The organism is Metapseudomonas otitidis, assembly GCF_011397855.1.
Classification (GTDB): Bacteria; Pseudomonadota; Gammaproteobacteria; order Pseudomonadales; family Pseudomonadaceae; genus Metapseudomonas; species Metapseudomonas otitidis.
The window spans coordinates 849,302-870,552 of the sequence record NZ_AP022642.1 but is presented as its reverse complement, the minus strand read 5'-3'; the positions used below and the strand labels follow the sequence as shown (position 1 = coordinate 870,552).

General features: G+C 70.6%; 25 protein-coding genes and 1 riboswitch. Of the genes, 17 read left to right on the top strand and 8 right to left on the bottom strand.

Annotated elements, in window-relative coordinates; translation table 11 throughout:
• Nucleotides 1-224 precede the first annotated feature (224 nt).
• Nucleotides 225-566, top strand: coding sequence for a zinc ribbon domain-containing protein YjdM (locus PotMrB4_RS04105; RefSeq protein ID WP_044402578.1), 342 nt, complete (start codon nt 225-227; stop codon nt 564-566).
• Nucleotides 567-617: 51 nt separating this feature from the next.
• On the opposite strand, the gene PotMrB4_RS04100 is transcribed toward PotMrB4_RS04105, so the two are convergent.
• Complete coding sequence (locus PotMrB4_RS04100) at nt 618-1,709, bottom strand: 3-deoxy-7-phosphoheptulonate synthase (protein WP_172432592.1); 1,092 nt, start codon at nt 1,707-1,709, stop codon at nt 618-620.
• 513 nt (nt 1,710-2,222) lie between these two features.
• On the opposite strand from PotMrB4_RS04100, the gene PotMrB4_RS04095 reads away from it, so the two are divergent.
• The 3 genes from PotMrB4_RS04095 to PotMrB4_RS04085 all read left to right on the top strand — a co-directional run bounded on the left by PotMrB4_RS04095 (nt 2,223) and on the right by PotMrB4_RS04085 (nt 5,553).
• On the top strand, nt 2,223-3,230 hold the full coding sequence (locus tag PotMrB4_RS04095) for an ATP-binding protein (protein ID WP_172432591.1): 1,008 nt from the start codon (nt 2,223-2,225) through the stop codon (nt 3,228-3,230).
• Nucleotides 3,155-3,883 (top strand): vWA domain-containing protein, encoded by a 729-nt coding sequence (locus PotMrB4_RS04090; RefSeq protein WP_172432590.1) that lies wholly within the window; start codon nt 3,155-3,157, stop codon nt 3,881-3,883. The genes PotMrB4_RS04095 and PotMrB4_RS04090 overlap by 76 nt, the downstream gene beginning before the upstream one ends.
• Before the next feature lie 527 nt (nt 3,884-4,410).
• Nucleotides 4,411-5,553 (top strand): MFS transporter, encoded by a 1,143-nt coding sequence (locus tag PotMrB4_RS04085; RefSeq protein ID WP_172432589.1) that lies wholly within the window; start codon nt 4,411-4,413, stop codon nt 5,551-5,553.
• Between the two features lie 5 nt (nt 5,554-5,558).
• On the opposite strand, the gene PotMrB4_RS04080 is transcribed toward PotMrB4_RS04085, so the two are convergent.
• The 4 genes from PotMrB4_RS04080 to cbiE form a co-directional block, all read right to left on the bottom strand.
• The gene (locus PotMrB4_RS04080; RefSeq protein WP_172432588.1) at nt 5,559-5,969 is read right to left on the bottom strand and encodes a hypothetical protein; all 411 of its coding nucleotides are present in this window, start codon (nt 5,967-5,969) and stop codon (nt 5,559-5,561) included.
• Nucleotides 5,970-6,031: 62 nt separating this feature from the next.
• A complete protein-coding gene (locus PotMrB4_RS04075; RefSeq protein ID WP_172432587.1) occupies nt 6,032-6,739 on the bottom strand; it encodes a (2Fe-2S) ferredoxin domain-containing protein in 708 nt (235 codons plus the stop codon).
• A complete protein-coding gene (locus tag PotMrB4_RS04070; RefSeq protein WP_172432586.1) occupies nt 6,736-7,467 on the bottom strand; it encodes a cobalt-precorrin-6A reductase in 732 nt (243 codons plus the stop codon). Before PotMrB4_RS04070 ends, PotMrB4_RS04075 begins: the two co-directional genes overlap by 4 nt.
• Complete coding sequence (gene cbiE, locus PotMrB4_RS04065) at nt 7,464-8,666, bottom strand: precorrin-6y C5,15-methyltransferase (decarboxylating) subunit CbiE (RefSeq protein WP_172432585.1); 1,203 nt, start codon at nt 8,664-8,666, stop codon at nt 7,464-7,466. Before cbiE ends, PotMrB4_RS04070 begins: the two co-directional genes overlap by 4 nt.
• An 80-nt stretch (nt 8,667-8,746) precedes the next feature.
• Nucleotides 8,747-8,951: riboswitch (cobalamin riboswitch) on the top strand.
• Between the two features lie 88 nt (nt 8,952-9,039).
• Here cbiE and cobG point away from each other — a divergent pair.
• The 4 genes from cobG to cobJ are packed head-to-tail and all read left to right on the top strand — an operon-like array spanning nt 9,040 to nt 13,368.
• A complete protein-coding gene (gene cobG, locus PotMrB4_RS04060) occupies nt 9,040-10,353 on the top strand; it encodes a precorrin-3B synthase (RefSeq protein ID WP_172432584.1) in 1,314 nt (437 codons plus the stop codon).
• Nucleotides 10,350-10,976: a precorrin-8X methylmutase gene (locus PotMrB4_RS04055; protein WP_172432583.1), complete on the top strand. Its 627-nt coding sequence runs from the start codon at nt 10,350-10,352 to the stop codon at nt 10,974-10,976. The genes cobG and PotMrB4_RS04055 overlap by 4 nt, the downstream gene beginning before the upstream one ends.
• Complete coding sequence (locus PotMrB4_RS04050; RefSeq protein ID WP_074972764.1) at nt 10,976-11,722, top strand: precorrin-2 C(20)-methyltransferase; 747 nt, start codon at nt 10,976-10,978, stop codon at nt 11,720-11,722. The genes PotMrB4_RS04055 and PotMrB4_RS04050 overlap by 1 nt, the downstream gene beginning before the upstream one ends.
• Nucleotides 11,722-13,368 (top strand): precorrin-3B C(17)-methyltransferase, encoded by a 1,647-nt coding sequence (gene cobJ, locus PotMrB4_RS04045; protein WP_172432582.1) that lies wholly within the window; start codon nt 11,722-11,724, stop codon nt 13,366-13,368. The genes PotMrB4_RS04050 and cobJ overlap by 1 nt, the downstream gene beginning before the upstream one ends.
• Nucleotides 13,369-14,003: 635 nt before the next feature.
• Here cobJ and PotMrB4_RS04040 read toward each other — a convergent pair.
• Complete coding sequence (locus PotMrB4_RS04040) at nt 14,004-15,008, bottom strand: AraC family transcriptional regulator (RefSeq protein WP_044411304.1); 1,005 nt, start codon at nt 15,006-15,008, stop codon at nt 14,004-14,006.
• Between the two features lie 183 nt (nt 15,009-15,191).
• On the opposite strand from PotMrB4_RS04040, the gene PotMrB4_RS04035 reads away from it, so the two are divergent.
• From PotMrB4_RS04035 to PotMrB4_RS04000, 8 genes are all read left to right on the top strand, one after another.
• On the top strand, nt 15,192-16,049 hold the full coding sequence (locus tag PotMrB4_RS04035; RefSeq protein ID WP_172432581.1) for a MaoC family dehydratase: 858 nt from the start codon (nt 15,192-15,194) through the stop codon (nt 16,047-16,049).
• Nucleotides 16,050-16,127: 78 nt separating this feature from the next.
• Nucleotides 16,128-16,433, top strand: a complete 306-nt coding sequence (locus tag PotMrB4_RS04030; RefSeq protein WP_044411248.1) for a nucleotide pyrophosphohydrolase — start codon at nt 16,128-16,130, stop codon at nt 16,431-16,433.
• The gene (locus PotMrB4_RS04025) at nt 16,430-17,182 is read left to right on the top strand and encodes a methyltransferase domain-containing protein (RefSeq protein ID WP_044411246.1); all 753 of its coding nucleotides are present in this window, start codon (nt 16,430-16,432) and stop codon (nt 17,180-17,182) included. The genes PotMrB4_RS04030 and PotMrB4_RS04025 overlap by 4 nt, the downstream gene beginning before the upstream one ends.
• A gap of 50 nt (nt 17,183-17,232) precedes the next feature.
• Nucleotides 17,233-17,832 carry a DUF4136 domain-containing protein gene (locus PotMrB4_RS04020; RefSeq protein WP_172432580.1) on the top strand — a complete coding sequence of 200 codons (600 nt, stop codon included), beginning with the start codon at nt 17,233-17,235 and terminating at the stop codon, nt 17,830-17,832.
• A gap of 95 nt (nt 17,833-17,927) precedes the next feature.
• Nucleotides 17,928-18,488, top strand: a complete 561-nt coding sequence (locus PotMrB4_RS04015; RefSeq protein ID WP_069561551.1) for a DUF4136 domain-containing protein — start codon at nt 17,928-17,930, stop codon at nt 18,486-18,488.
• Nucleotides 18,489-18,496: 8 nt separating this feature from the next.
• Nucleotides 18,497-18,991 (top strand): GNAT family N-acetyltransferase, encoded by a 495-nt coding sequence (locus PotMrB4_RS04010; protein WP_172432579.1) that lies wholly within the window; start codon nt 18,497-18,499, stop codon nt 18,989-18,991.
• Nucleotides 18,988-19,488, top strand: coding sequence for a GNAT family N-acetyltransferase (locus PotMrB4_RS04005; protein WP_172432578.1), 501 nt, complete (start codon nt 18,988-18,990; stop codon nt 19,486-19,488). Before PotMrB4_RS04010 ends, PotMrB4_RS04005 begins: the two co-directional genes overlap by 4 nt.
• A 50-nt stretch (nt 19,489-19,538) precedes the next feature.
• Entirely contained in the window at nt 19,539-19,832 is a 294-nt protein-coding gene (locus PotMrB4_RS04000) for a hypothetical protein (RefSeq protein WP_172432577.1), read from the top strand.
• Between the two features lie 28 nt (nt 19,833-19,860).
• Here PotMrB4_RS04000 and PotMrB4_RS28090 read toward each other — a convergent pair whose 3' ends face one another.
• Nucleotides 19,861-20,505, bottom strand: a complete 645-nt coding sequence (locus PotMrB4_RS28090) for a hypothetical protein (RefSeq protein ID WP_197939505.1) — start codon at nt 20,503-20,505, stop codon at nt 19,861-19,863.
• On the bottom strand, nt 20,502-20,753 hold the full coding sequence (locus PotMrB4_RS03990; protein WP_044411235.1) for a hypothetical protein: 252 nt from the start codon (nt 20,751-20,753) through the stop codon (nt 20,502-20,504). Before PotMrB4_RS03990 ends, PotMrB4_RS28090 begins: the two co-directional genes overlap by 4 nt.
• A gap of 202 nt (nt 20,754-20,955) precedes the next feature.
• Here PotMrB4_RS03990 and PotMrB4_RS03985 point away from each other — a divergent pair, with 202 nt between their 5' ends.
• Nucleotides 20,956-21,231 (top strand): hypothetical protein, encoded by a 276-nt coding sequence (locus PotMrB4_RS03985; protein ID WP_172432576.1) that lies wholly within the window; start codon nt 20,956-20,958, stop codon nt 21,229-21,231.
• The last annotated feature ends 20 nt before the right edge of the window (nt 21,232-21,251 follow it).

Here is a 21,251-nt window from a genome sequence, read left to right as displayed (position 1 = left end):
TACGTTTTTAGAAGTGCTCTGTGATTGAGGTGGCCACATCCCTGTACGCAAGAGCAGTCATGCTCCCTGCGAAAACCTTATCAACCGCGATGCCACGGCTTATGCCCAGTTGGTAAAGAGTGTCAGCAAACCGATACAAAGCCCGGCCCGCACAGCCACCGCCAATCCGAGGCTAAAACCCTATACACTATGCGGCCTTTTTCGTGCCACACAGTGAGTACCCCGTGAGCAACCTGCCACCCTGCCCCAAGTGCAATTCCGAATACACCTACGAAGACGGCGCGCTGCTGATCTGCCCCGAATGCGCCCACGAATGGTCCGCCGAGGCTGGCGAAGCCGCCGCTGAAGAAGGCCGCGTGATCAAGGATTCGGTCGGCAACGTGCTGCAGGACGGCGACACCATCACCGTGATCAAGGACCTGAAGGTCAAGGGTTCGTCCCTGGTGGTGAAAGTGGGCACCAAGGTGAAAGGCATCCGCCTGGTGGACGGCGACCACGACATCGATTGCAAGATCGACGGCATCGGCGCCATGAAGCTCAAGTCGGAGTTCGTGCGCAAGGTCTGACCCCCGCACCTCCGTGTCACGGGCGCACCCTCGCGGTGCGCCCGGCTCGTTTCAACCGCGCAGGCGCGCGGCCGCCTCCAGCAGCATCCGCTGCGTCCCCTCCCAGCCCAGGCAGCCATCGGTGATGGACACGCCGTAGCGCAGCTCGCACGACAGCGACTGGGCACCGTCGAACAGGTGACTCTCGATCATCACCCCGCGCAGGGCACTCTGGCCGGCCAGGCGCTGGTCGATCACGTCCGTCAGCACCGCCGGCTGGCGCAGCGGGTCCTTGCCACTGTTGGCGTGGCTGCAGTCCACCAGGATGCGCGGCGCGATCCCCAGTTTCTCCAGCCCTTCGCGGGCCGCCTGCACGCTGGCGGCATCATGGTTCGGGCCTTTGTGGCCACCGCGCAGCACCAGGTGGGTGTCCGGGTTGCCGGCGGTTTCCACCAGCGCCGGGCGGCCCTGGGCATCGAGGCCGAAGTGCTGGTGGGCGTGGGCCGCCGAGCGCATGGCATCGGTGGCGATGCCGAGGCTGCCGTCGGTGCCGTTCTTGAAGCCCACCGGCAGGTCCAGGCCGCTGACCATCTCGCGATGGATCTGCGACTCGCTGGTACGCGCGCCGATGGCCGCCCAGCTCAGGGCGTCGTCCAGGTAGCCGGCCACCAGCGGCTGCAGCAGCTCGGTGGCCACCGGCAGGCCGAGCCCGGCGATCTCCAGCATCAGCCGGCGGCTCAGGGCCAGGCCCTCCGCCATGTCGCCGCTGCCGTCCAGGTGCGGGTCGTACACCAGGCCCTTCCAGCCGACGGTGGTGCGCGGCTTCTCGACGTAGGCGCGCATCACCAGCAGCAACTGGTCGCTCACCAGCGGGGCCAGGGCCGCCAGGCGGCGGGCGTAGTCCAGGGCGGCCTCCGGGTCGTGGATCGAGCAGGGGCCGACCACCACCAGCAGGCGCGGATCCTCGCCATCCAGCACGGCGCGCACGGCTTCGCGCTGGGCCTGGATCTGGCGGGCCAGTTCGACGGACAGCGGCAAGCGGCGGCGCAGCTCGGCGGGGGTGGGCAGGGGGCGGGTGGTGCGGGAGGACGATGCCGGCGCATCCAGGGCAACGACGTGCAGGGGCTGGGCGGCGGTGGACAGGGCGGAAACGGACGAATTCATGGCTGGGTTCCTCGGCCGGCGCGGCAGATCCGCGCGCGGCGCACTAACTGGGTGTTCGACTTGTCGGTGTGGGGGTGCGGGTGGAGCGGCTAAATCGCCAGTCGGTGCGGTAATAGCGATGGGTGCGGTAGCTGATCATGGTGCGATCCTCGGTAACGTCGTGGTGGTCTTGTGGACCGTCGGAAAACAAAAACCCCCGGTCGGGTTGCCGACCGGGGGTTTCGTGGAGCTTTGGCGGCGACCCTGCTGGAGTGGGCCGCCTGATGGGTATCAGGTCAGCCCGTGGCTAAACCAATACCCGTAGAAATAGCCGGTCGCAGCGGCCACGCGCACGCCCGCCACGGCCAGGGCCGGAGCAGCGATGAGCGAAGTGGACGGACGGTGCGACATGACGATCTCCAAAGCGAATGCTGGCTAACCTACTGCATCCCGAGGCGCCGTTCAATCACGGATTTCTATCGGCTGCATCGGCCTTTCGCTACCATGCGCGGCATGTCTGAGCAGGAGCCCACCATGTCCGAACCTGGCCACTATCCCCTCAGCGCCGTGGTCGGCGCCGACGCGTTGAAGCTCGCGCTCTACCTCGCCGCCATCGACCCCGCCATCGGCGGCGTGCTGATCGAAGGCCCGCGCGGCATGGCCAAGTCCACCCTGGCCCGGGGCATCGCCGACCTGCTGCCGCGCGGCATCTTCGTCACCCTGCCCCTGGGCGCCAGCGAGGACCGCATCGTCGGCACCCTGGACCTGGACGCCGCCCTCGGCGAAGGCCGCGCGCGCTTCTCCCCCGGCCTGCTGGCCCGCGCCCACGAGGGCGTGCTCTACGTGGACGAAGTGAACCTGCTGCCGGACCACCTGGTGGACCTGCTGCTGGACGTCGCCGCCAGCGGCACCAACCGTGTCGAGCGGGACGGCCTGTCCCACGCCCACCCGGCGCGCTTCGTGCTGATCGGCACCATGAACCCCGAAGAAGGCGAACTGCGCCCGCAACTGCTGGACCGCTTCGGCCTCAAGGTCAGCCTCGACCACGCCCCGGCTCCGGCCGAACGCGCCGAGATCATCCGCCGTCGCCTGGCCTTCGACGCCGACCCCGCCGCCTTCATCGCCCGCTGGAGTGCTGACCAGCAGGCCCTGGCCCACCGCTGCCAGCACGCCCGCGAACGCCTAGCCGCCATCCCGCTGGACGACCACGCCCTGGACGCCATCGCCCAGCGCTGCTTCGACGCCGGCGTCGACGGCCTGCGCGCCGACCTGGTCTGGCTGCGCGCCGCCCGCGCCCACGCCGCCTGGCGCGGCGCGACCGCCATCGCCCCCGAGGACATCGACGCCGTGGAGCACTTCGCCCTGGCCCACCGTCGCCACCACGCACCGCCGCCGGCCGCACAGCCGCCCCGCGAAGCGCCTGCCCAGGCCCCCCGCCCCCAGCAGGACGCCAGCGGCGAAGGCCAATGGGGCGAACTGCCCGCCCAACCCATGCCCACCGGGGAGCGCAGGGCCCTGCCCGCCTGGCCAAAAAAGCCCTGAGCACCCGCCCGCGCCACGCCAAGGGGACGGGTGCCAAGCCCCGGCCTGGGCGCCTCGGCCAAGGCCGCAGCGGCGCCCGCAGTCCCGGCCAAGGGGGCGCCATCGCCTGGCTGCCGACCCTGCTGCGCGGCCGCCCGCGCCGGGCCGAGGACCTCGTCCGTACACCCCGCAGCCGCGCAGCGGAACAGCTCTGGCTGGTGATCGTCGACGCCTCCGCCTCCACCCGCCGCCACGGCGCCCTGTCCCGTGCCAAGGGGCTGCTGGCCCAGCTCTTCGATGACGCCTACCGGGCACGCGCACGCCTCGCCGTGCTCGCCGCCAGCGGTCGCCAGGCCCAGTGGCATTGGCAGGGCCGCAAGGCCGACGCCCGCCTGCAACCCTGGCTGCAGAGCCTCGGAGCCGGCGGCGGCACGCCCCTGCCCGACGCCCTGGCCCAGGCCGCGCGCTGGCTCGCCACACGCCAGCGGCAACGGCCCGGCGAAGAGCAGCGCGTGCTGATCCTCACCGACGGCCGCCTCAAGGACCTGCCAGCCCTGCAACCCCTGGGCTGCACCACCCTGCTGGTGGACATCGAGTCCGGCCCCATCCGCCTCGGCCGCGCCCGCCAGCTCGCCACCCTCCTCGAAGCCGAGTACCAGGCGTTGGCGGATTGATCCATCAGGAGTATGCGAGCTGAGACACCGCCCGTAGGGTGGGCTTCAACCCACCAGCTCGTAGCCCGGACTTCAGCCCGGGACCGGGGTTATCCCCAAGGCTGCGTGCCCGGAATTGGTGGATGGAAAGAGCGCCATCCCCCCTACGCGAGCCCCCAGCCCCGTAGGGTGGATCGCGCTCCACCGATCCACCTTTCGTTGCACGGACCTCATCCCAGGACCGGGGTTACACCCAAGGCCAAGTGCCCGAAATTGGTGGATGGAAAGGGCGCCATCCACCCTACGCACCCTCACGCCCCGTAGGGTGGATCGCGCTTCATCGATCCACCTTTCGTTGCACAGGACTCATCCCGGGACCGGTGTTATCCCCAAGGTCGCGCGCCTGGAATGGGTGGATGGAAGAGCACCATGCACCCAACGCGAGGCCCACTCACGACCACAACACCTCGTCCATCAACCGCCTGGTGGAGCCACAAGGCGCGCGCGTCCGTGATAGGGTCCACCCCTTTTTCCCGTTCGGAAGCGCCATGACCCACGCCGTGCCCTGTGCCGATAGCCCTGCCACCCGCCTGGCCACGCGCCTGGCGTTCTTCGTCTCCGGTTTCGGCATGGCCTGCTGGGCGCCGCTGGTGCCCTATGCGAAGGCGCGCCTGGACATCGGCGAAGCGGTGCTGGGGCTGTTGCTGCTGTGCCTGGGTGCCGGCTCGATGCTGTCGATGCCGGTGGCCGGTGTGCTGGCGGGGCGGATCGGGGCGCGCCCGGTGATCCTGGTGGGCGGGGTGGGCCTGTGCTGCGCCATGCCGCTGTTGGCCGGCGCGGATTCCAGCCTGCTGCTGGCCCTCGCCTTGGCGCTGTTCGGCGCCTCCCTGGGCGCCATGGACGTGGCGATGAACATCCACGCCGTGGAGGTGGCGAACGATGCGCCGGTGCCGCTGATGTCGGGCTTCCACGGCCTGTTCAGCCTCGGTGGCTTCGTCGGTTCCCTGGGCATGACCGGCCTGCTGGCGGCCGGCCTGGCACCGCTGCCGGCGATCCTCGTCGCCCTGCTGGTGGTGATCGCCGGCCTCGCCCTTGCCGGCCCGCGCCTGCTGCGCACCCGCTCGGGCGGCAGCGGGCCGCTGTTCGTGGTGCCGCGCGGGCTGGTCCTGCTGCTGGGGGCGCTGACCTTCGCCATGTTCCTGGCCGAAGGCGCGCTGCTGGACTGGGGCGCCATCCTGCTGGTGGAGACGCGCCAGTTCGACCCGGCCAAGGCCGGGATCGGCTACGCACTGTTCTCGTTGGCGATGCTCAGCGGTCGGCTCACCGGGGACCGGGTGATCGCCCGGCTGGGGGAATACCGCGTACTGGTGGGCGGCGGCCTGCTGGCCACGGCCGGCTTCGCGCTGATGCTGCTGGCGCCGCACACCGTCCTGGCGCTGGCGGGCTTCCTGCTGGTGGGGCTGGGCGCGGCCAATATCGTGCCGGTGCTGTTCAGCGCTGCCGGTCGCCAGGGCACCATGCCGGCCAATCTCGCCGTGGCGGCGGTGACCACCGTGGGCTACGCCGGCGTGCTCGCCGGGCCGGCACTGGTGGGCTTCGTCGCCCAGGGGCTGGGGCTGGTGACGGCCTTCGTGATCCTCGGGGCGCTGATGCTCTCGGCCCCGCTGACGGCGCGCTGGTTCGTGCGCTGACCCGTTCAGCGGTCAGCAGAGTTGTATCTCTCGCAAGCAGGCGCGGTGAGCGCCAGCAAGCGGTGGTTGTAGCGTTTGGCGAAATCCCGGGCCGGCTGCTGGAGTTCAGCCATTTCCTCGGTACAAACCACGTCCGAGGTGCCCGGCACGACTCGGGTGGGAAACGGCCCCAGGCACTCAAGTGTCGCCGGGGACAGCCCCGGAAGCGTCCCCGTGTAACCGAGGACGAGCATGAATTCGATACGCCCCGCACGGGCTGCTTCCAGCGCCAGCGCCTCGGGCGACTGTTTCAGCAAGGCATTCAACGCGGCGGTCTCTTCACGCTGCGGCGGGCAATCCGGATCCGGATCAGCCTGAGCCTGAACGAGGACGACAGTGGACAAGGCAAGACCCCAGGCAAAAGCCGACCGGCTCATCACAGCTCCATGCAGGCCGGGCATCCCGGCCCGGCATCTGTCCGTTTAGCGAAGAGCAACGCTCACCCCTTCATCAACAACTCCGGCACCGCCCGCTCTTCGACGATGCGCGCCTGCACCCAGCGCAGCACCTGCTCTTCGCTCTCCAGGCGGTACCACTCGCCTTCCGGGTAGAGGCTGGCGGTGGGGCCGAGGTCGCAGGGGTATTGGCACTGGGTACGGGTGATGTGCACGCCGCCTGCGCATTCCAGCTTACCGGCGGCCTTGAGGGTCTCCCGCAGCTTTTTCCACAGCGGCAGCGCGCCCCGGCGGGTGCAGCGCGGGCCGTTGCACAGCAGCAGGCGCCGGGCATGGGGCGGGATGCAGGACCAGGCGTGGCTCTCCGGCAACGCCGGCACCTCGGCGCAGGCCAGGTGCAGCTCGGTACGCGCCACCAGGGCGCAGGCGGCGCCGGCCGGGTCGCTGTCGTACTGACCCAGCAGGCTGGCGACGAACAGCTGCTCCGGAGCCGGGTACCGGCCGAGTTCGCTGCGCAGCCAGTCCAGGTGCGGCGGCGTGCTCTGCGGGTCGAGGTCGATCACCAGCAGCGGGCGCGGGCTGGCCTGTACGGCCTCGCGCAGGGCATCGAGGCCGGTGCCGGTATCGATCACATCGGCCAGCGCGGCCTCGCCCCGCAGGGCGACCAGTTGGCGGCGGAACAGCTCGGCGAAGGCGCCCTCGGCGAGGTCGGGCCCGGCGAACAGCACGCGGGCGTAAACGGTGGCGGTCATGGTGTGTCCAGGTAGGGGCCGAGGGCCTGCCAGAGGGCCTCGACCGAGTCGAATTCGCGGGTCACCGGCGGCAATGCCGGGCGCTTGAGGATGAGCACCGGCAGGCCGCGCTCACGGGCCACCTGCAGCTTGGGCTCGGTGGACTGGCTGCCACTGTTCTTGCTGATCAGCACGTCGGTGCCGAGGCGCTCGAACAGCGCACGCTCCTCGTCCAGGTGGAACGGCCCGCGCGAGCCGATCACCTCGAAGCGCTCGCCGGGGGCCTGCCCCTGCAGGCAGCGCACCGTCCAGTGCTGGTGCTCGGGCACGCTGTGCAGGTGCTCCAGCGGCTCGCGGCCGAGGGTGAAGAAAGGCCGGCGGAACGGCGCCAGCGCGGCCATCAGGCCGGCCCAGTCGTCCACCTCGTGCCAATCGTCACCAGGGCCGGCCTGCCAGCCGGGGCGGCGCAGCGCCCAGCAGGGCACCCCGGCCAGTTCGGCGGCGCGGGCGGCGTTGTGGCTGATCTGCGCGGCATAGGGGTGGGTGGCGTCCAGCAGTAGGTCGATGCCTTCCTCGCGTAGGTACTGCGCCAGCCCATCCGCCCCGCCGAAGCCGCCCACGCGCACCTGGCAGGCCAGGTCCTGGGGCACCTTGCCGAGGCCGGCGAGGCTGTACACATGGGCGGGGCCGAGGCGACGGGCCAGGGCCAGGGCCTCGGTCACGCCGCCCAGCAGCAGGAGGCGGCTCATGGCTTGAATGCTTCCAGCAGGGTGATGGGCAGGGCCGAGCGCCAGGTGTCGAAGTCCCCCAGCGGCTGGGCCTGGGCGACGGCAATGCGGGTCAGGCTGCCGCCGTGGTCGGCGCGGAAGGCCACCAGGGTCGCCTCGCTCTGCAGGGTCACGGCGTTGGCCACCAGGCGACCGCCCGGCTTGAGCCGCGCCCAGCACTGCGCCAGCACGCCGGGGTCGGTGACGCCGCCGCCGATGAAGATGGCATCCGGCACCGGCAGGCCCTCCAGCGCGGCCGGGGCTTCGCCGGCCACCAGCTGCAAGCCGGGTACGCCGAGGGCGTCGCGGTTGTGCTGGATGTGCGCCTGGCGCCCGGCGTTGGCCTCGATGGCCAGGGCGCGGCATGCCGGATGGGCGCGCATCCACTCGATGCCGATGGAACCGCAGCCGGCACCCACGTCCCACAGCAGCTCGCCGGGGCGCGGCGCCAGGCGGGCCAGGGTGACGGCGCGGACATCGCGCTTGGTGAGCTGGCCGTCGTGGCGGTAGGCGTCGTCGGGCAGGCCGCAGGTGACCGGCAGCGCGCGGGTGCCGGGGTCAGCCGCCACCTCCACCGCCACCAGGTTGAGGTCGGCCACCGCCACGTCGCTCCAGGCGTCGGCCAGGCCGTCGAGCCGGCGCTCCAGGGGGCCGCCCAGGTGCTCCAGCACGGTGAGGCGACTGGCGCCGAAGCCGCCCTCGGCCAGCAGCGCCGCCAGGGCCGCCGGGGTGCGGCCATCGTTGCTCAGCACCAGCAGCCGCGCGCCGGGGTGCAGGTGGCCGTTGAGCACCGCCAGGGGCCGCGCCACGGTGGACAGCAGCGTCACCTCCTGCAGCGGCCAGCCCAGCCGTGCCGCCGCCAGGGCTGCGGACGAAGGCGCCGACAGCACCTGCATCTCCCCGGCCGGCACCTGCCGCGCCAGGCTGGCGCCCACGCCGAACAGCATCGGATCGCCACTGGCCAGCACGCACAGGGCCGTGCCCCGCCGCGCCAGCACCGGCTCCAGGGAGAACGGGCTCGGCCAGGGCGTGCGCACGGCACGGACGCAGCGCGGCAGCAGCGCCAACTGACGCGGCGCCCCCACCACTTCAGTGGCCCCCAGCAACGCATGGCGCGCCGCCTTGCCGAGGCCCGCATAGCCGTCCTCACCGATACCCACAACCGTCAGCCAGGGCTGCATGGAAACTCCCGTTTCTAGCGAGGTGTCAGCCGCTTGCCGTTCCGACAGGCAGCCTTTTCCTCATGTCGCGCAAAGCGGGCATAATAGCGCCCTTCATCGGTTGCCGGCCCCTACAAGGCGCTGGCCAGTGCCCATCCGGGCACTGAGGGAACACGGTCGCACCGTGGCTGCCCCCGCAACTGTAAGCAGCGAGTCCACGCACCCTGGCCACTGAGCAGCGCTCGGGAAGGCCGCGGAGGATGACGACCTGCCAGCCAGGAGACCTGCCGGTGAAACCAGTCGCGTGTGAGCGCATCGGGCGGGGTGTATCGATGCAAACGTGTCCCTGGGCTAGGGATATTCCGGTCGCCGCGACGCCAACCAGGGTGACCCGTTGAAACAGGCCGAATCCGCTGCCGCCACCGTCCGCCCCTCGGCCTGCCCGGGGTTGCTGCGCATCGTGCAATCCGGCGATGGCGGCATCTGCCGCATCAAGCTGCCCTGTGGCCGCCTCCAGGCCCGCCAGGCCCGCGCCGTGGCCGCAGCCGCCCGGCAATACGCCAGCGGCGTGATCGAGGCCACCAACCGCGCCAACCTGCAGATCCGCGGGGTAAGGATCGGTGCCGAAGCGGCGCTGATCGATGCACTGCTGGCCGCCGACCTGGGCGCCCCCTCGCCGGGTGCCGACGACGTGCGCAACCTGATGGTCAGCCCGCTGCTGGGCCTGGCGCCCGGCCACGAGACGACCGCCGCCCTGGCCGATCGCCTGCTGGCCCTGCTGCAGGACACCCCGCGCTTCCACGCCCTGTCGCCCAAGTTCGCCCTGCTGCTGGACGGCGGCGAAGCCCTGGCCATGCTGGAGCACCCCCACGACCTCTGGCTCTGCGCCCTCGGGCCGCAGGCCGACGCCCTCTTCGCCTTCGGCCTGGCCGGGTGCCCGCCGCAACAGGCGTACGACGCCCCCGCCCTGGGCGCCGTGCCCGCCGCCCAGGTGCCGGCTTTGGTGGAGGCGTTGCTGCACCTGTTCCTCGACCGCGCCCGCCCCGAGCAGACGCGCATGCGCCACCTGCTGGCCGACCTCGGCCCCGCCGCCCTGCTGGCGGAGCTGGAAACCCGCCTCGGCGCGCCCCTGCATGCCGTGCCGGACTGGCGCCGCGACACCGCCGGCGCCCTCGGCCACCTGGGCGCCGTGGCTGGCCGGCATGCCGGCGGCGCCGCCCCCCTCGGCCGGCTCGATGCCGAACAACTGATGGCCCTGGCCGACCTGGCGGACCAGCAGAGCGACGGCCACCTGCGCCTCACCCCCTGGCAATCGGTGCTGCTGCCGGCCCCCCGCGATCTCGACGGCGCCCTCGCCGCCCTCGCCGCCCTGGGCCTGGTCACCGACCCCGACGCGCCCCTGGCCCGGCTCATCGCCTGCACTGGCTCCAGCGGCTGCCCACGCAGCCTGGCCGACACCAAGGCCGACGCCCTCGCCCTGGCGCCGCACCTGCCGCCCCGGGTGCAGCTGCACCTGACCGGCTGCCCGCGCTCCTGCGCCGCCGCCCACGTCGCGCCCTTCACCCTGCTGGCCCGCGAACCGGGCCGCTACGACCTCTACCAGCGCGCCCGCAGCGGCTTCGGCCTGCTGCTGGCGAGCGACCTCGACCTCGAACAGGCCAGCGCCCGACTGGCCGCCACTCCTGACAGCTGGAGCTCCACCGAATGATCGATTACATCCGCGATGGTCAGGAGATCTATCGCCATTCCTTCTCCATCATCCGCGCCGAGGCGGACCTCAGCGCCATCCCGCCGGACCTGGAGAAGCTCGCCGTGCGCGTCATCCACGCCTGCGGCATGGTCGACGTGGTGCAGGACCTGGCCTTCTCCCCCGGAGCAGGTGCCGCCGGCCGCGCCGCCCTGGCCACTGGCGCGCCGATCCTCTGCGATGCGCGCATGGTGGCCGAAGGCATCACCCGCGCCCGCCTGCCGGCCAACAACCCGGTCATCTGCACCCTCAACGACCCCGGCGTGCCGGAGCTGGCCCGCGAACTGGGCAATACCCGCTCGGCAGTGGCCCTGGAGCACTGGCGCGCGCACCTGGAAGGCAGCGTGGTGGTGATCGGCAACGCCCCCACCGCGCTGTTCTACCTGCTGGAGATGCTCGACGCCGGCGCCCCGAAACCGGCGCTGATCCTCGGCTTCCCGGTGGGCTTCGTCGGCGCGGCCGAGTCCAAGGACATGCTCGCCGCCGACAGCCGCGGCGTGCCCTACGTGGTGGTGCGCGGCCGTCGCGGCGGCAGCGCCATGGCCGCCGCCGCCGTCAACGCCCTGGCCACGGAGGTGGAGTGATGAGCGGCAAGGGACGGCTGATCGGCCTCGGCGTGGGCCCGGGCGATCCGGAACTGATCACGCTCAAGGCCCTGCGCCTGCTGCAATCGGCCCAGGTAGTGGGCTACTTCGTCGCCAAGGCCAAGGCCAATCGCGGCGAGGGCGGCAACGCCTTCGGCATCATCGAGCAGCACCTGGCGGACGCCCAGGTGCGCATGCCGCTGGTGTACCCGGTGACCACCGAGAAGCTGGAGCCGCCGCTGTCCTATGAAACGGTGATCAGCGACTTCTACGACACCGCCGCCCAGCAGGTGGCCGAGCACCTCGACGCCGGCCGCGACGTGGCGGTGATCTGCGAAGGCGACCCGTTCTTCTACGGCTCCTACATGTACCTGCACGACCGCCTGGCCGACCGCTACGAGGTGGAGGTGGTGCCCGGCGTCTGCTCCATGCTCGGCAGCGCCGCCGTGCTCGGCCTGCCGCTGGTGTACCGCAACCAGAGCCTCTCGGTGCTCTCCGGGGTGCTCCCCGAGGCTGAACTCAAGGCCCGCCTGGCCACCGCCGAAGCCGCCGTGGTGATGAAGCTCGGGCGCAACTTCGACAAGGTGCGTCGCGTGCTGGGCGAGCTGGGCCTGGCCGACCGCGCCCACTACGTCGAACGCGCCACCATGGCCAACCAGCGCATCGTGGCCCTGGACGAGGTGGACCCGATGGCCTCGCCGTACTTCTCGATGATCCTGGTCCCCGGCCAGAAATGGAGGGGCTGATGAACGCCCCCGCCATCGTCCTCCTCGGCAACGGCGGCCTGGCCGTCGCCCGTCGACTCCAGGCGCTTTATCCACAGGCCCGGGTGCTCGGCCTCGCCGGCCGCGTCGACGGTGCCGACGAGCGCTACAGCGAGTTCGGCGAGACCCTGCGCGAGCTGTACCGCAACGACACCCCGATCATCGCCCTGTGCGCCGCCGGCATCGTCATCCGCACCCTCGCACCGCTGCTCGCCCACAAGGGTGCCGAACCGCCGGTGCTAGCCCTGGCCGAAGACGGTAGCGCCGTGGTGCCGCTGCTAGGCGGCCTGGGCGGGGTCAACAGCCTGGCCCGCGAGATCGCCGCCTGGCTGGACGTGGCCCCGGCCATCACCACCAGTGGCGAACTGCGCTTCGGCACCTGCCTGCTGGACCCGCCAGAGGGCTACGCCCTGGCCGACCTGGAACAGGGCAAGCGCTTCGTCGCCGACCTGCTCGGCGGCCAGACGCTGCACGTGGCCGGTGAAGCCCCCTGGCTGGAATCCGTCGCCCTGCCCCGCGACAGCGCCGCCAAGCTGACCCTGCACATCACCCCCGAACAACGCCCTGCCGCCCGCGACGAACTGCTGATCCACCCCCGCGTGCTGGTGCTGCGCGTGGAGGGCGAGGCCTCGGCCGAGACCATCCGCCACGCCCTCGCCACGGCCGGCCTGGCCCCCCAGGCCCTGGCCTGCCTGGTGGCCGACCCGGCGCGCATGAGCGACGCCGGGCTGGCCGCCACGGCCGCCGAACTGGGCGTGCCGCTGCGCTTCGCCAGCGATGACACCGACCTGCCCGCACCGGTCGCCCGCCTCGGCGCGCTGCAGCTGTACCGCGCCGACGCGCCCCTGGACCCGGCCCGCATCGGCCAGGCCCGGGGCCGGCTGACGGTGATCGGCCTCGGCCCCGGCGACCCGGCCTTCATGACCCCCGCCACCCGTCAGGCCCTCGACGAAGCCCAGGACCTGCTGGGCTACGAAACCTACATCCGCATGGCCGGCCCGCTGCGCACCGACCAGGTGGCCCACTGCACGGACAACCGCGAAGAGCTGCAACGCGCCCGCCACGCCTTCGAGCTGGCCGCCAGCGGCCGCCGGGTGGTGGTGGTGTCGTCCGGTGATCCGGGCGTGTTCGCCATGGCCGCCGCCGTGCTGGAAGCCCTCGACGACTCCCGCGAACCGGCCTGGCAGCAGGTGGACCTGCAGATCCAGCCGGGCGTCTCCGCCGCCCTGGCCACCGCCGCCAAGGCCGGTGCGCCGCTCGGCCACGACTTCTGCCTGATCTCGCTCTCGGACAACCTCAAGCCCTGGGACGTGATCGAACGGCGCCTCGACCACGCCGGCGCCGCCGACTTCGCCATGGCCTTCTATAACCCCATCTCCAAGGCCCGCCCCTGGCAACTGGCCCGCGCCCTGGAGATCGTCCGCCAGCACCGCACGCCCGAGACCCTGGTGGTGCTCGGCCGCGACATCGGCCGCCCGGCGGAGAAGCTCACCGTGACGAACCTCGGCGACCTCACCCCCGACCAGGTGGACATGCGCACCCTGGTGATCATCGGCTCCTCCCTCACCCGCCGCATCCCCCGCCCCGACGGCCACGAATGGGTCTACACACCGCGCTGGTATCGCTGAGCCACGTCCTTCGGGATAACCACAGTTCCCGGGCTGAAGCCCGGGCTACAGCGGTGGATCGGTAGTCACCGGATGGCATCGCGGGCGGGGCGCGGATTGATGCGGTTCGCATAGCTCACCGCATCCTACGGACTCACACCGTTCCGGCGTTGAGACGGTGGAGCGCGATCCACCCGGCGCAGGCTCGCGTGGGGGGATGACGCTCTTTTCATCCACCAACTCCCGGCACCCAGGCCTGGGGATAACCCCATAGATCGGCGCTCACCGGATGGCACGGCGGCACCCGTAGGATGGGCTGAGCTGTGCGAAGCCCATCATGGCGGGCTGGGCTTGGATTGATGCGGTTCGCATAGCTCACCGCATCCTACGGACTCACTCCGGTCCGGCGTCGAGACGGTGGATCGGTGGAGCGCGATCCACCCGGCGCGGGCTCGCGTGGGGTGGATGACGCTCTTTTCATCCACCAATTCCCGGCGCCCAGGCCTTGGGGATGCCCCCATAGATCGGCGCTCACCGGATGGCGCCGAGGCACCCGTAGGATGGGCTGAGCTGTGCGAAGCCCATCATGGTGGGCCGGGCGTGGGTTGATGCGGTTCGCATAGCTCACCGCATCCTACGGACTGGGAGTGGGCGGGTCAGGCGTCAGCCTGGGGGCGGCCTCGGCGGCGGAATTCAACGGGGGTTTCGCCGACCCAGCGTTTGAAGGCGCGGTAGAAGGTGCTGGGTTCGGAGAAGCCGGTGCGCTCGACGATCACTTCGATGCGTTCGTCGGTCTTGAGCAGCAGCTCCTTGGCCAGGCGGCAGCGGTAGTCGGTGACCAGGTCGTTGAAGCGCACGCCGGCCATGGCCAGGCGCTCGCGCAGGCGGCGGGCGGGCATGTTGAGGCGGGCGGCGACCTGTTCCAGGGTGGCGCCGCCGTCCACCAGCAGTTCGCCGATCAGCTCGCGCACCTTGCGCACCAGGTCCAGCCGTTCCACTTCCGCCAGTTGCCGACGGGCCAGGGACTCGTGCATGCGCAGCAGTTCCGGCGCGGCATGGCGCGAGGCCTTGTCCAGCACGGCGGCGTCGAACACCAGCGCGTAGCGCTCGGCACCCAGGCGTGCCGGGCAGCCGTAGACCGCCTGGTAGCGCTCGGCCGGCGCGCCCTCGGCGTGCATCAGCAGCACCTCGCGGGGGATGAAGTCACCTTCGGTCAGCGCATGGAACAGGCGGATCACCGCCCCGGCGAGCATCTCCGGGAAGTGCCGGTTGCTGCCGATGCTCTGGCCCAGGGACAGCACGGCGCGGTCGCCGTCCACTTCCAGGCGGGCATTGAGGGTGTCGGAGAGCAGGCGCACATAGCGCAGGGCGTGGCGCAGGCCATCGCCGAAGGTTTCGCTGGAGAGGAAGAGGTATTCCAGCAGCAGGCCGTGGAAGGCTGGCAGGTGGCCGGCCAGGTAAAGGCCGACATGCTCCTCTCCGCACTCTTCCGCCGCAGCCCGCCAGAACTGGGCCTGGGCAGCATGGGGGAAGCGTCCGGCGGGCAGGCCGCCCGCTGGCAGGCCGAGCCGCCCCAACACCTTGTCAGGGTCGGCGCCGCTGGCGCGCAGGGCGTCGATCACGGCGCGCATCAGCGCCACGTCGTCGGTCAGGTCACGCATCATTTTCCGAATTCTTGTCATGCGAGGCGGGGGCCATCTTATGCAGCTTTTTACCGTGCGCTCAAGGCGCGCTTGAGCCGCCCGGACGGATTGACTGCCCTGCCAGGACGCCATGCGGCGCGGCCAATGTGCCGCCGGACGGGGCGGCTAAGCTGCATCGCGTTCGCAACGAGGAGATCGCCCATGGCCACCGACTGGCTCGACCTGCCCACCCTCCCGGCCCTGCCCGGCCTGTTCCTGCGTGCCGCCCTGCGCCGTGGTGCCAGCGGGCGTACCCTGCCCGACCTCGGCCTGCGCACCCAGGTGGAGGTGGATGCCCGCCACCTGGCGCGCTATCGCCAGGTCTGCGGCTTTGGCGACAACGGCCGGCTGCCGGCCACCTACCCGCACATCCTCGCCTTCCCGCTGCAGATGCAACTGCTGACCGACAAGCGCTTCCCCTTCCCGCTGCTCGGCCTGGTGCACCTGGAGAACCGCATCCGCGTACTGCGCACCCTCGGCGGCCTCGGGCCGTTCCGCGTCAGCGTCGCCGTGCAGGACCTGCGCCCCCACGACAAAGGCGCCACCTTCAGCCTCATCACCCGCCTGGAGGACCAGCTCGGCCTGCTCTGGGAGGGCGACAGCCGCATCCTCTACCGGGGCCTGCGCCTGGAGGGCGCCCCCGCCCCGCGCGAGGAGGTCGACGCGCTGCCGCTGACCGAGCTGGACCACTGGCGCGCCGCCAAGGACATCGGCCGGCGCTACGCCCGCGTCGCCGGCGACTACAACCCCATCCACCTCAGCGCCCCCAGCGCCAAGCTGTTCGGCTTCCCCCGCGCCATCGCCCACGGCCTGTGGAACAAGGCGCGCACCCTGGCCGCCCTCGGCGCCCACCTGCCGGATGCCGGCTACGAAGTGGAGGTGCGCTTCCAGAAGCCCGTCCTGCTGCCCGCCGAGGTGCGCCTGCTGGCCAGCGCCGCCGGCCCCAGCGGCCAGTTCGCCCTGCGCGGCAAGGACGACCTGCCGCACATGGCCGGCAGCTGGACCCCGCTGGCCGACTAGCGCCAGCGCCGCTCCCTGCGCGGCGCTTGCACCCCGCCGCCCCCGGCACCAAGCTATGCGGCCTCCCAGGAGAGCCGCATGAACCTCGACGCCATTACCCGCCGCCTGCACGCCATTCGTGACCACAACGACTGGCGCCAATTCCACAGCCCCAAGAACCTGGCCATGGCCGCCAGCGTGGAGATGGCCGAGCTGGTGGAAATCTTCCAGTGGCTGACGGAAGACCAGTCCCGCCAGCTCGACGCCGACACCCTCCACCACGCCGGCCAGGAAGTGGGCGACGTGATCCTCTACCTGCTGCTGATGTGCAGCGAACTGGGCATCGACATGAACCAGGCCGTGCTGGACAAGCTGGCCGACAGCGAACGGCGCTTCCTGCCATGACCGACGACCGCCATTTCGACGCCCTCGCCGCGCGCTTCGCGGAGAAGATCTACGGCGGCGCCAAGGGCGCCATCCGCCTCGCCGTGCTCCAGGCCGACCTCGGCGAAGCCCTGCCCGAACGCCCCCTGCGGGTGCTCGACGTCGGCGCCGGGCTCGGCCACATGAGCCTCTGGCTGGCCCAGCGCGGCCACCAGGTGACCCTAGCCGAACCGGCCGAACCGATGCTCGACGGCGCCCGCGAGCGCTTCGCCGAAGCCGGCTGCCAGGCCACCTTCATCCAGGCCCCCTGGCAAGCCCTGCCAGAGCAGCTCGACGGCCGCTTCGACCTGGTCATCTGCCACGCCGTGCTCGAATGGCTCGCCGAGCCCCACGCCATCCTCCCGGCCCTGCACGCCCTCACCGCCCCGGAGGGCTGGCTGTCCCTGGCGTTCTACAACCGCGACGCGCTCATCTACCGCAACCTGCTCAAGGGGCACTTCCGCAAACTGCGGCGCAACCGCTTCGCCGGCGAAGGCCAGAGCCTCACCCCCCAGCGCCCGCTGGACCCGCGCGAGCTGGCCGCGCAACTCGGCACGCACTGGCGTGTCCAAGCGCAGAGCGGCATCCGCGTGTTCCACGACTACATGCCCAGCGAGTTCCAGGCCCGTGCCGAACTGGCCGACCTGCTGGAGATGGAACTGGCCCACCGGCGTCACCCGGCCTTCGCAGGCCTGGGGCGCTATCTACACTGGATCTGCCGCCCGCTATGAGCAGCGCCCCGGAAACGGGGCACCCAGAACCCGCCTCGACGGAGGCCACCATGCACCGCGCCACCCTCATCGCCAGCCTGCTGGTGCTCAGCGCCTGCCAGAGCCCCAACCCCTACCAGGCCCAGTCCCTGCCCATGCCGCCGGCCCCGCCCGGCGCCGCCACCCACTTCGACCGCAGCGCCTACCCCGCCGCCCCGCGCGACTTCGGCCGCTACCGCAGCTGGAGCTGGCAGGACGGCCGCCTGCCCCCCGGCAACACCTGGGTCACCCCCGAGCAGATGGCCGAGATCGTCAACGCCGGGCTCGACCAGCTCGGCCTGCGCCAGGCCCACGACCCGGCCGGCGCCGACCTGCGGGTTAGCGCCAGCCTGCGCTTCGAGAAACGCCTGCGCCAATACGAAGACCGCAGCGGCGTCTACTACGGCAACGACCCCTGGGGCGACCGCTACGGCGGCTGGGCCAGCGCCCCGCTGGTGCGCACCTACGAGGTGCAGGTGGCGGTGGTCTACCTGGAGTTCCGCGACGCCCGCGATGGCCAGGTGGTGTGGACCGGCAGTGCCGAAACCGACGCCAGCGGCGAACGCAGCGACCGCAACCAGGCCCTGCGCGAGGCCACCGCCGAAGCCCTCGGCGAGTACCCCCCGCGCTGAAACGAACCCCCGACAGCGTGCAAAACCTTGACCCAGACCCTTGCCGGCCACCCCGGCATGGGATTGGATAGGCCCCCCGGCCCAGGAGACCCACCATGATCCGCCGCCTGTTCCTGCTCGCCTCCGTCCTGCTGCTGGCCGCCTGCCAGAGCGTGGAGATCGACCGCGACTACGACCGCACCCGCGACTTCGGCGCCTACCGCAGCTGGGCCTGGAAAGAGCCCGCCCTGCAGTACCGCCCCGACGACCCGCGCCTGAAGAGCGACCTCACCGAACAACGCCTGCGCGACGCCCTCACCCAGCAGCTCGACCAGCGCGGCCTGCGCCCCGCCGCACCCGGCGCCCGCGCCGACCTGCTGGTGCAGAGCTGGCTGATCGTCGACGACCGCCAGCAGCAGGTCAGCACCAACTACGGCGGCTACTGGGGCGGCAGCTGGGGCAACTACTGGGGCGGCCCCGGCCTGACCGAAACCCGCACCTATGACTACCAGGTGGGCACCCTGCAGGTGGACCTCTACGACAGCAAGGACGGCAAGCTCGTCTGGCGCGGCAGCGCCGCCCAGATCCTCCCTGCCACCCCGCCCAGCCCCGCCGAGCGCGAAGCCGCCATCCGCGACACCATCGGCCGCATCCTCGACCACTACCCACCCCGATGAGCCCCTCGATGCCCGCACTCAGCCACCGCCCCGTGGGCGCGGATGACCTCGCCGAGGTCGTCCGCTTCCCCCGCGATGCCGACGAACTCTTCTTCGCCTACCCCCGCGCCACCTGGCCCTTCAGCGTCGAGCAACTGGCCGACGCCATCGCCCAGCGCCAGGGCAGCACCGTCGCCCTGCTGGACGGGCGCATCGCCGGCTTCGCCAACTTCTACCAATGGGAACCGGGCGCCTACTGCGCCCTCGGCAACATGCTCGTGGCCGACTGGGCCCGTGGCCAGGGCGTGGCGCAGTACCTCATCGGCGTGATGGAGCAGCAGGCCCGCGCCGGCTACGACGCCAAACTCATGAAAATCTCCTGCTTCAACGCCAACACCGGCGGCCTGCTGCTCTACACCCGCCTTGGCTACCAACCCCGCGCCATCGTCGAGCGCCAGGCACCGGGCGGCCAGCGCGTGGCCCTGGTGCAGATGGAGAAACCCCTGGTAGATAGCGCTTCATGACCCTTCGCCTCGCCCACCCCGCCGACCTGCCCGCCCTGGGCGACATCGAACGGCTCGCCGCCGAACGCTTCAGCACCACCCACCTGCCCGCGCACCTGCGCGGCCACACACTGCCGCGCGACGTACTCCAGCGCGGGTTAGAGGCCGGGTTGCTGTGGGTGGTGGAGCACGCCGGGCGCGCCGTCGGCTTCCTGCTGGCCGAGCGTGAAGGCCAGGGGCTGCACATCGCCGAAGTCAGCGTGCACCCCGACCACGGCGGCCAGGGCCACGGCCGCGCCCTGCTGGAGGCTGCCGCCGAGCGCGCTCGCGCCGAAGGGCTGCCCTGTCTCACCCTCACCACCTTCGATGACGTGCCCTGGAACCGCCCCTTCTACGAGCGCGCGGGCTTTCAGGTACTGGCCGAAGCCGCCTACGACAGCGCCCTCGCTGCGCACCTTGCCGCCGAGCGTGAAGCCGGCCTCAGCGGGCGCGTGGCCATGCGGCGGGTTGTTGGCTGAGGTCGGGGCCGTCGATAAACTGCGCCGGATATTTTCTGGACGGACCCACCATGCTCGAATGGACCACCCTCACTGCCCGCCAACGCGGCACCGCACTGATCGTGCTGCTGATGCCGCTCAGCCTGCTGCTCACCCAGCCCTTCAACGCACAGGCCCTGCTCGAAACCGCTGCCATATGCAGCCTGTTCGCCGGGCTCGCCCTCGCCCCGCAAGTCGTGCGCGGCCGGCTTCTGCAAAGCCTGCGGGATGGCCAGCGGTTGCCCGCGCCCAGCCTTGGGCTGTTTGCAGGGGCTTTGGTGCTGATGGCGCTGGCACGTCTGGTTGGGATGGTGGGCGCGTCGTAAGGCCGGAGGCGGCTTATCCACAGCCGCGCTAGGTATGTTTAGCCGCCCGGGTCTCACTCAAGCGGCCGTTGCTGGCGTAGTCGAGAAACTCCGCCATGGCCAGCAGCAGCGGCGCCTCGGCGGCCAACTGCCAGAAGCGCGCCTCTCCCAGCACCGGCACAAAAGCCTTGATCAACATCTGCGCGGCGTTGTGACCGCCGTATTGCAGCCAGTAGCGGCACAGCGCCCGTGCCGAGGCACGCGACAGTTGCGCCCCCTGCATCAATGCCAGCGCCCGGCGAAAGTGCAGGTGCCAGAGGCCCTTCAACACCTCTAGCCGCTCGCCTTCGGGCAACCCCGCCAACCAGCGCCTTGCAGCCTGCAGAGCGTCGCCCTCCAGTGGCCCCGCCAGCGTTTCAATGGAATAAGTCCATGCCGCCCCCACACGCAGCAACGCCAACTGCTGCAGACGACGGAACTGTTCGATGGCCTTGTGGATATCGTCCCGGGTGTCGCCGTCCCAGTCCTCCACCGCATCCAATTCCATGCGCAAGGCGTAGAGGCGCTGCTCGATCTCCAGCCGCTCATCCGGCCCGCACTCGCTCGCGATGGCGTCCCAGCGCTCGGCCGGTGTCGACACCCAGGGCGGCAGATCGTCACGGGCGGCTTCGATCAGATGGGTAAGACGGCTCATGCGTCCGGCGGGGGGGCGTCGATGGGGCTGGTCTGGCCGGCCTCGGGCAGCACCTCCCCGGTCAGCAGCCACCAGCGGAACTGTGGATAAAACCGACTCAATTTCTCCAGCTCATCTGCGCCGAAACGTGCCTTGCCGCGCTTGATGCTCTGCCAGCGCACGTATTCCTTGCTGTTGACCTCGGCGAGGTCTTTCAAACTGGTTATCTCGAGCAGATGAAGCGCTCGATCAGCCATCCCTTCAGCCATGGAATCACACCAATATGGATCATTGCCATAAATCAAAATCTGTGGATAATGCAGCGATGGAAATAGTCCATATGCCGCATCGCCTGGAACGGCCGGAATACTGAAGGAACCCTCCTAGAACTGGAAGGGTTACTCCTGCACGGCTAGGAATCCGAGCGGCGCTATGGAGTACCTAATGGACCCGCTTGAAAGGAGATTGAGCATGGCTGACTTCACGTTCGATACCGCCTGCGCGCTGATGGGCCGCACCGCCTGGATAGAACTGAACTGGCCCGACGTCCCGGAGCCCACCTTCACCTGCGTGCATATCGTCGGCGTGGTGATGGCGATGGAGGGCGTCTACGACGCCCCGCACTTCCTCACCTTCCAATACAACGGCTCGCAGATGTTCCCGGAAGAACTCTTCTGGTCGGACATCCGCTCGCTCTATCCCGTCAGGACAAATTGTGACTATCCGAGAGAGTTTAAGGAACAATAAAATTTCGCACAGAAATAGCA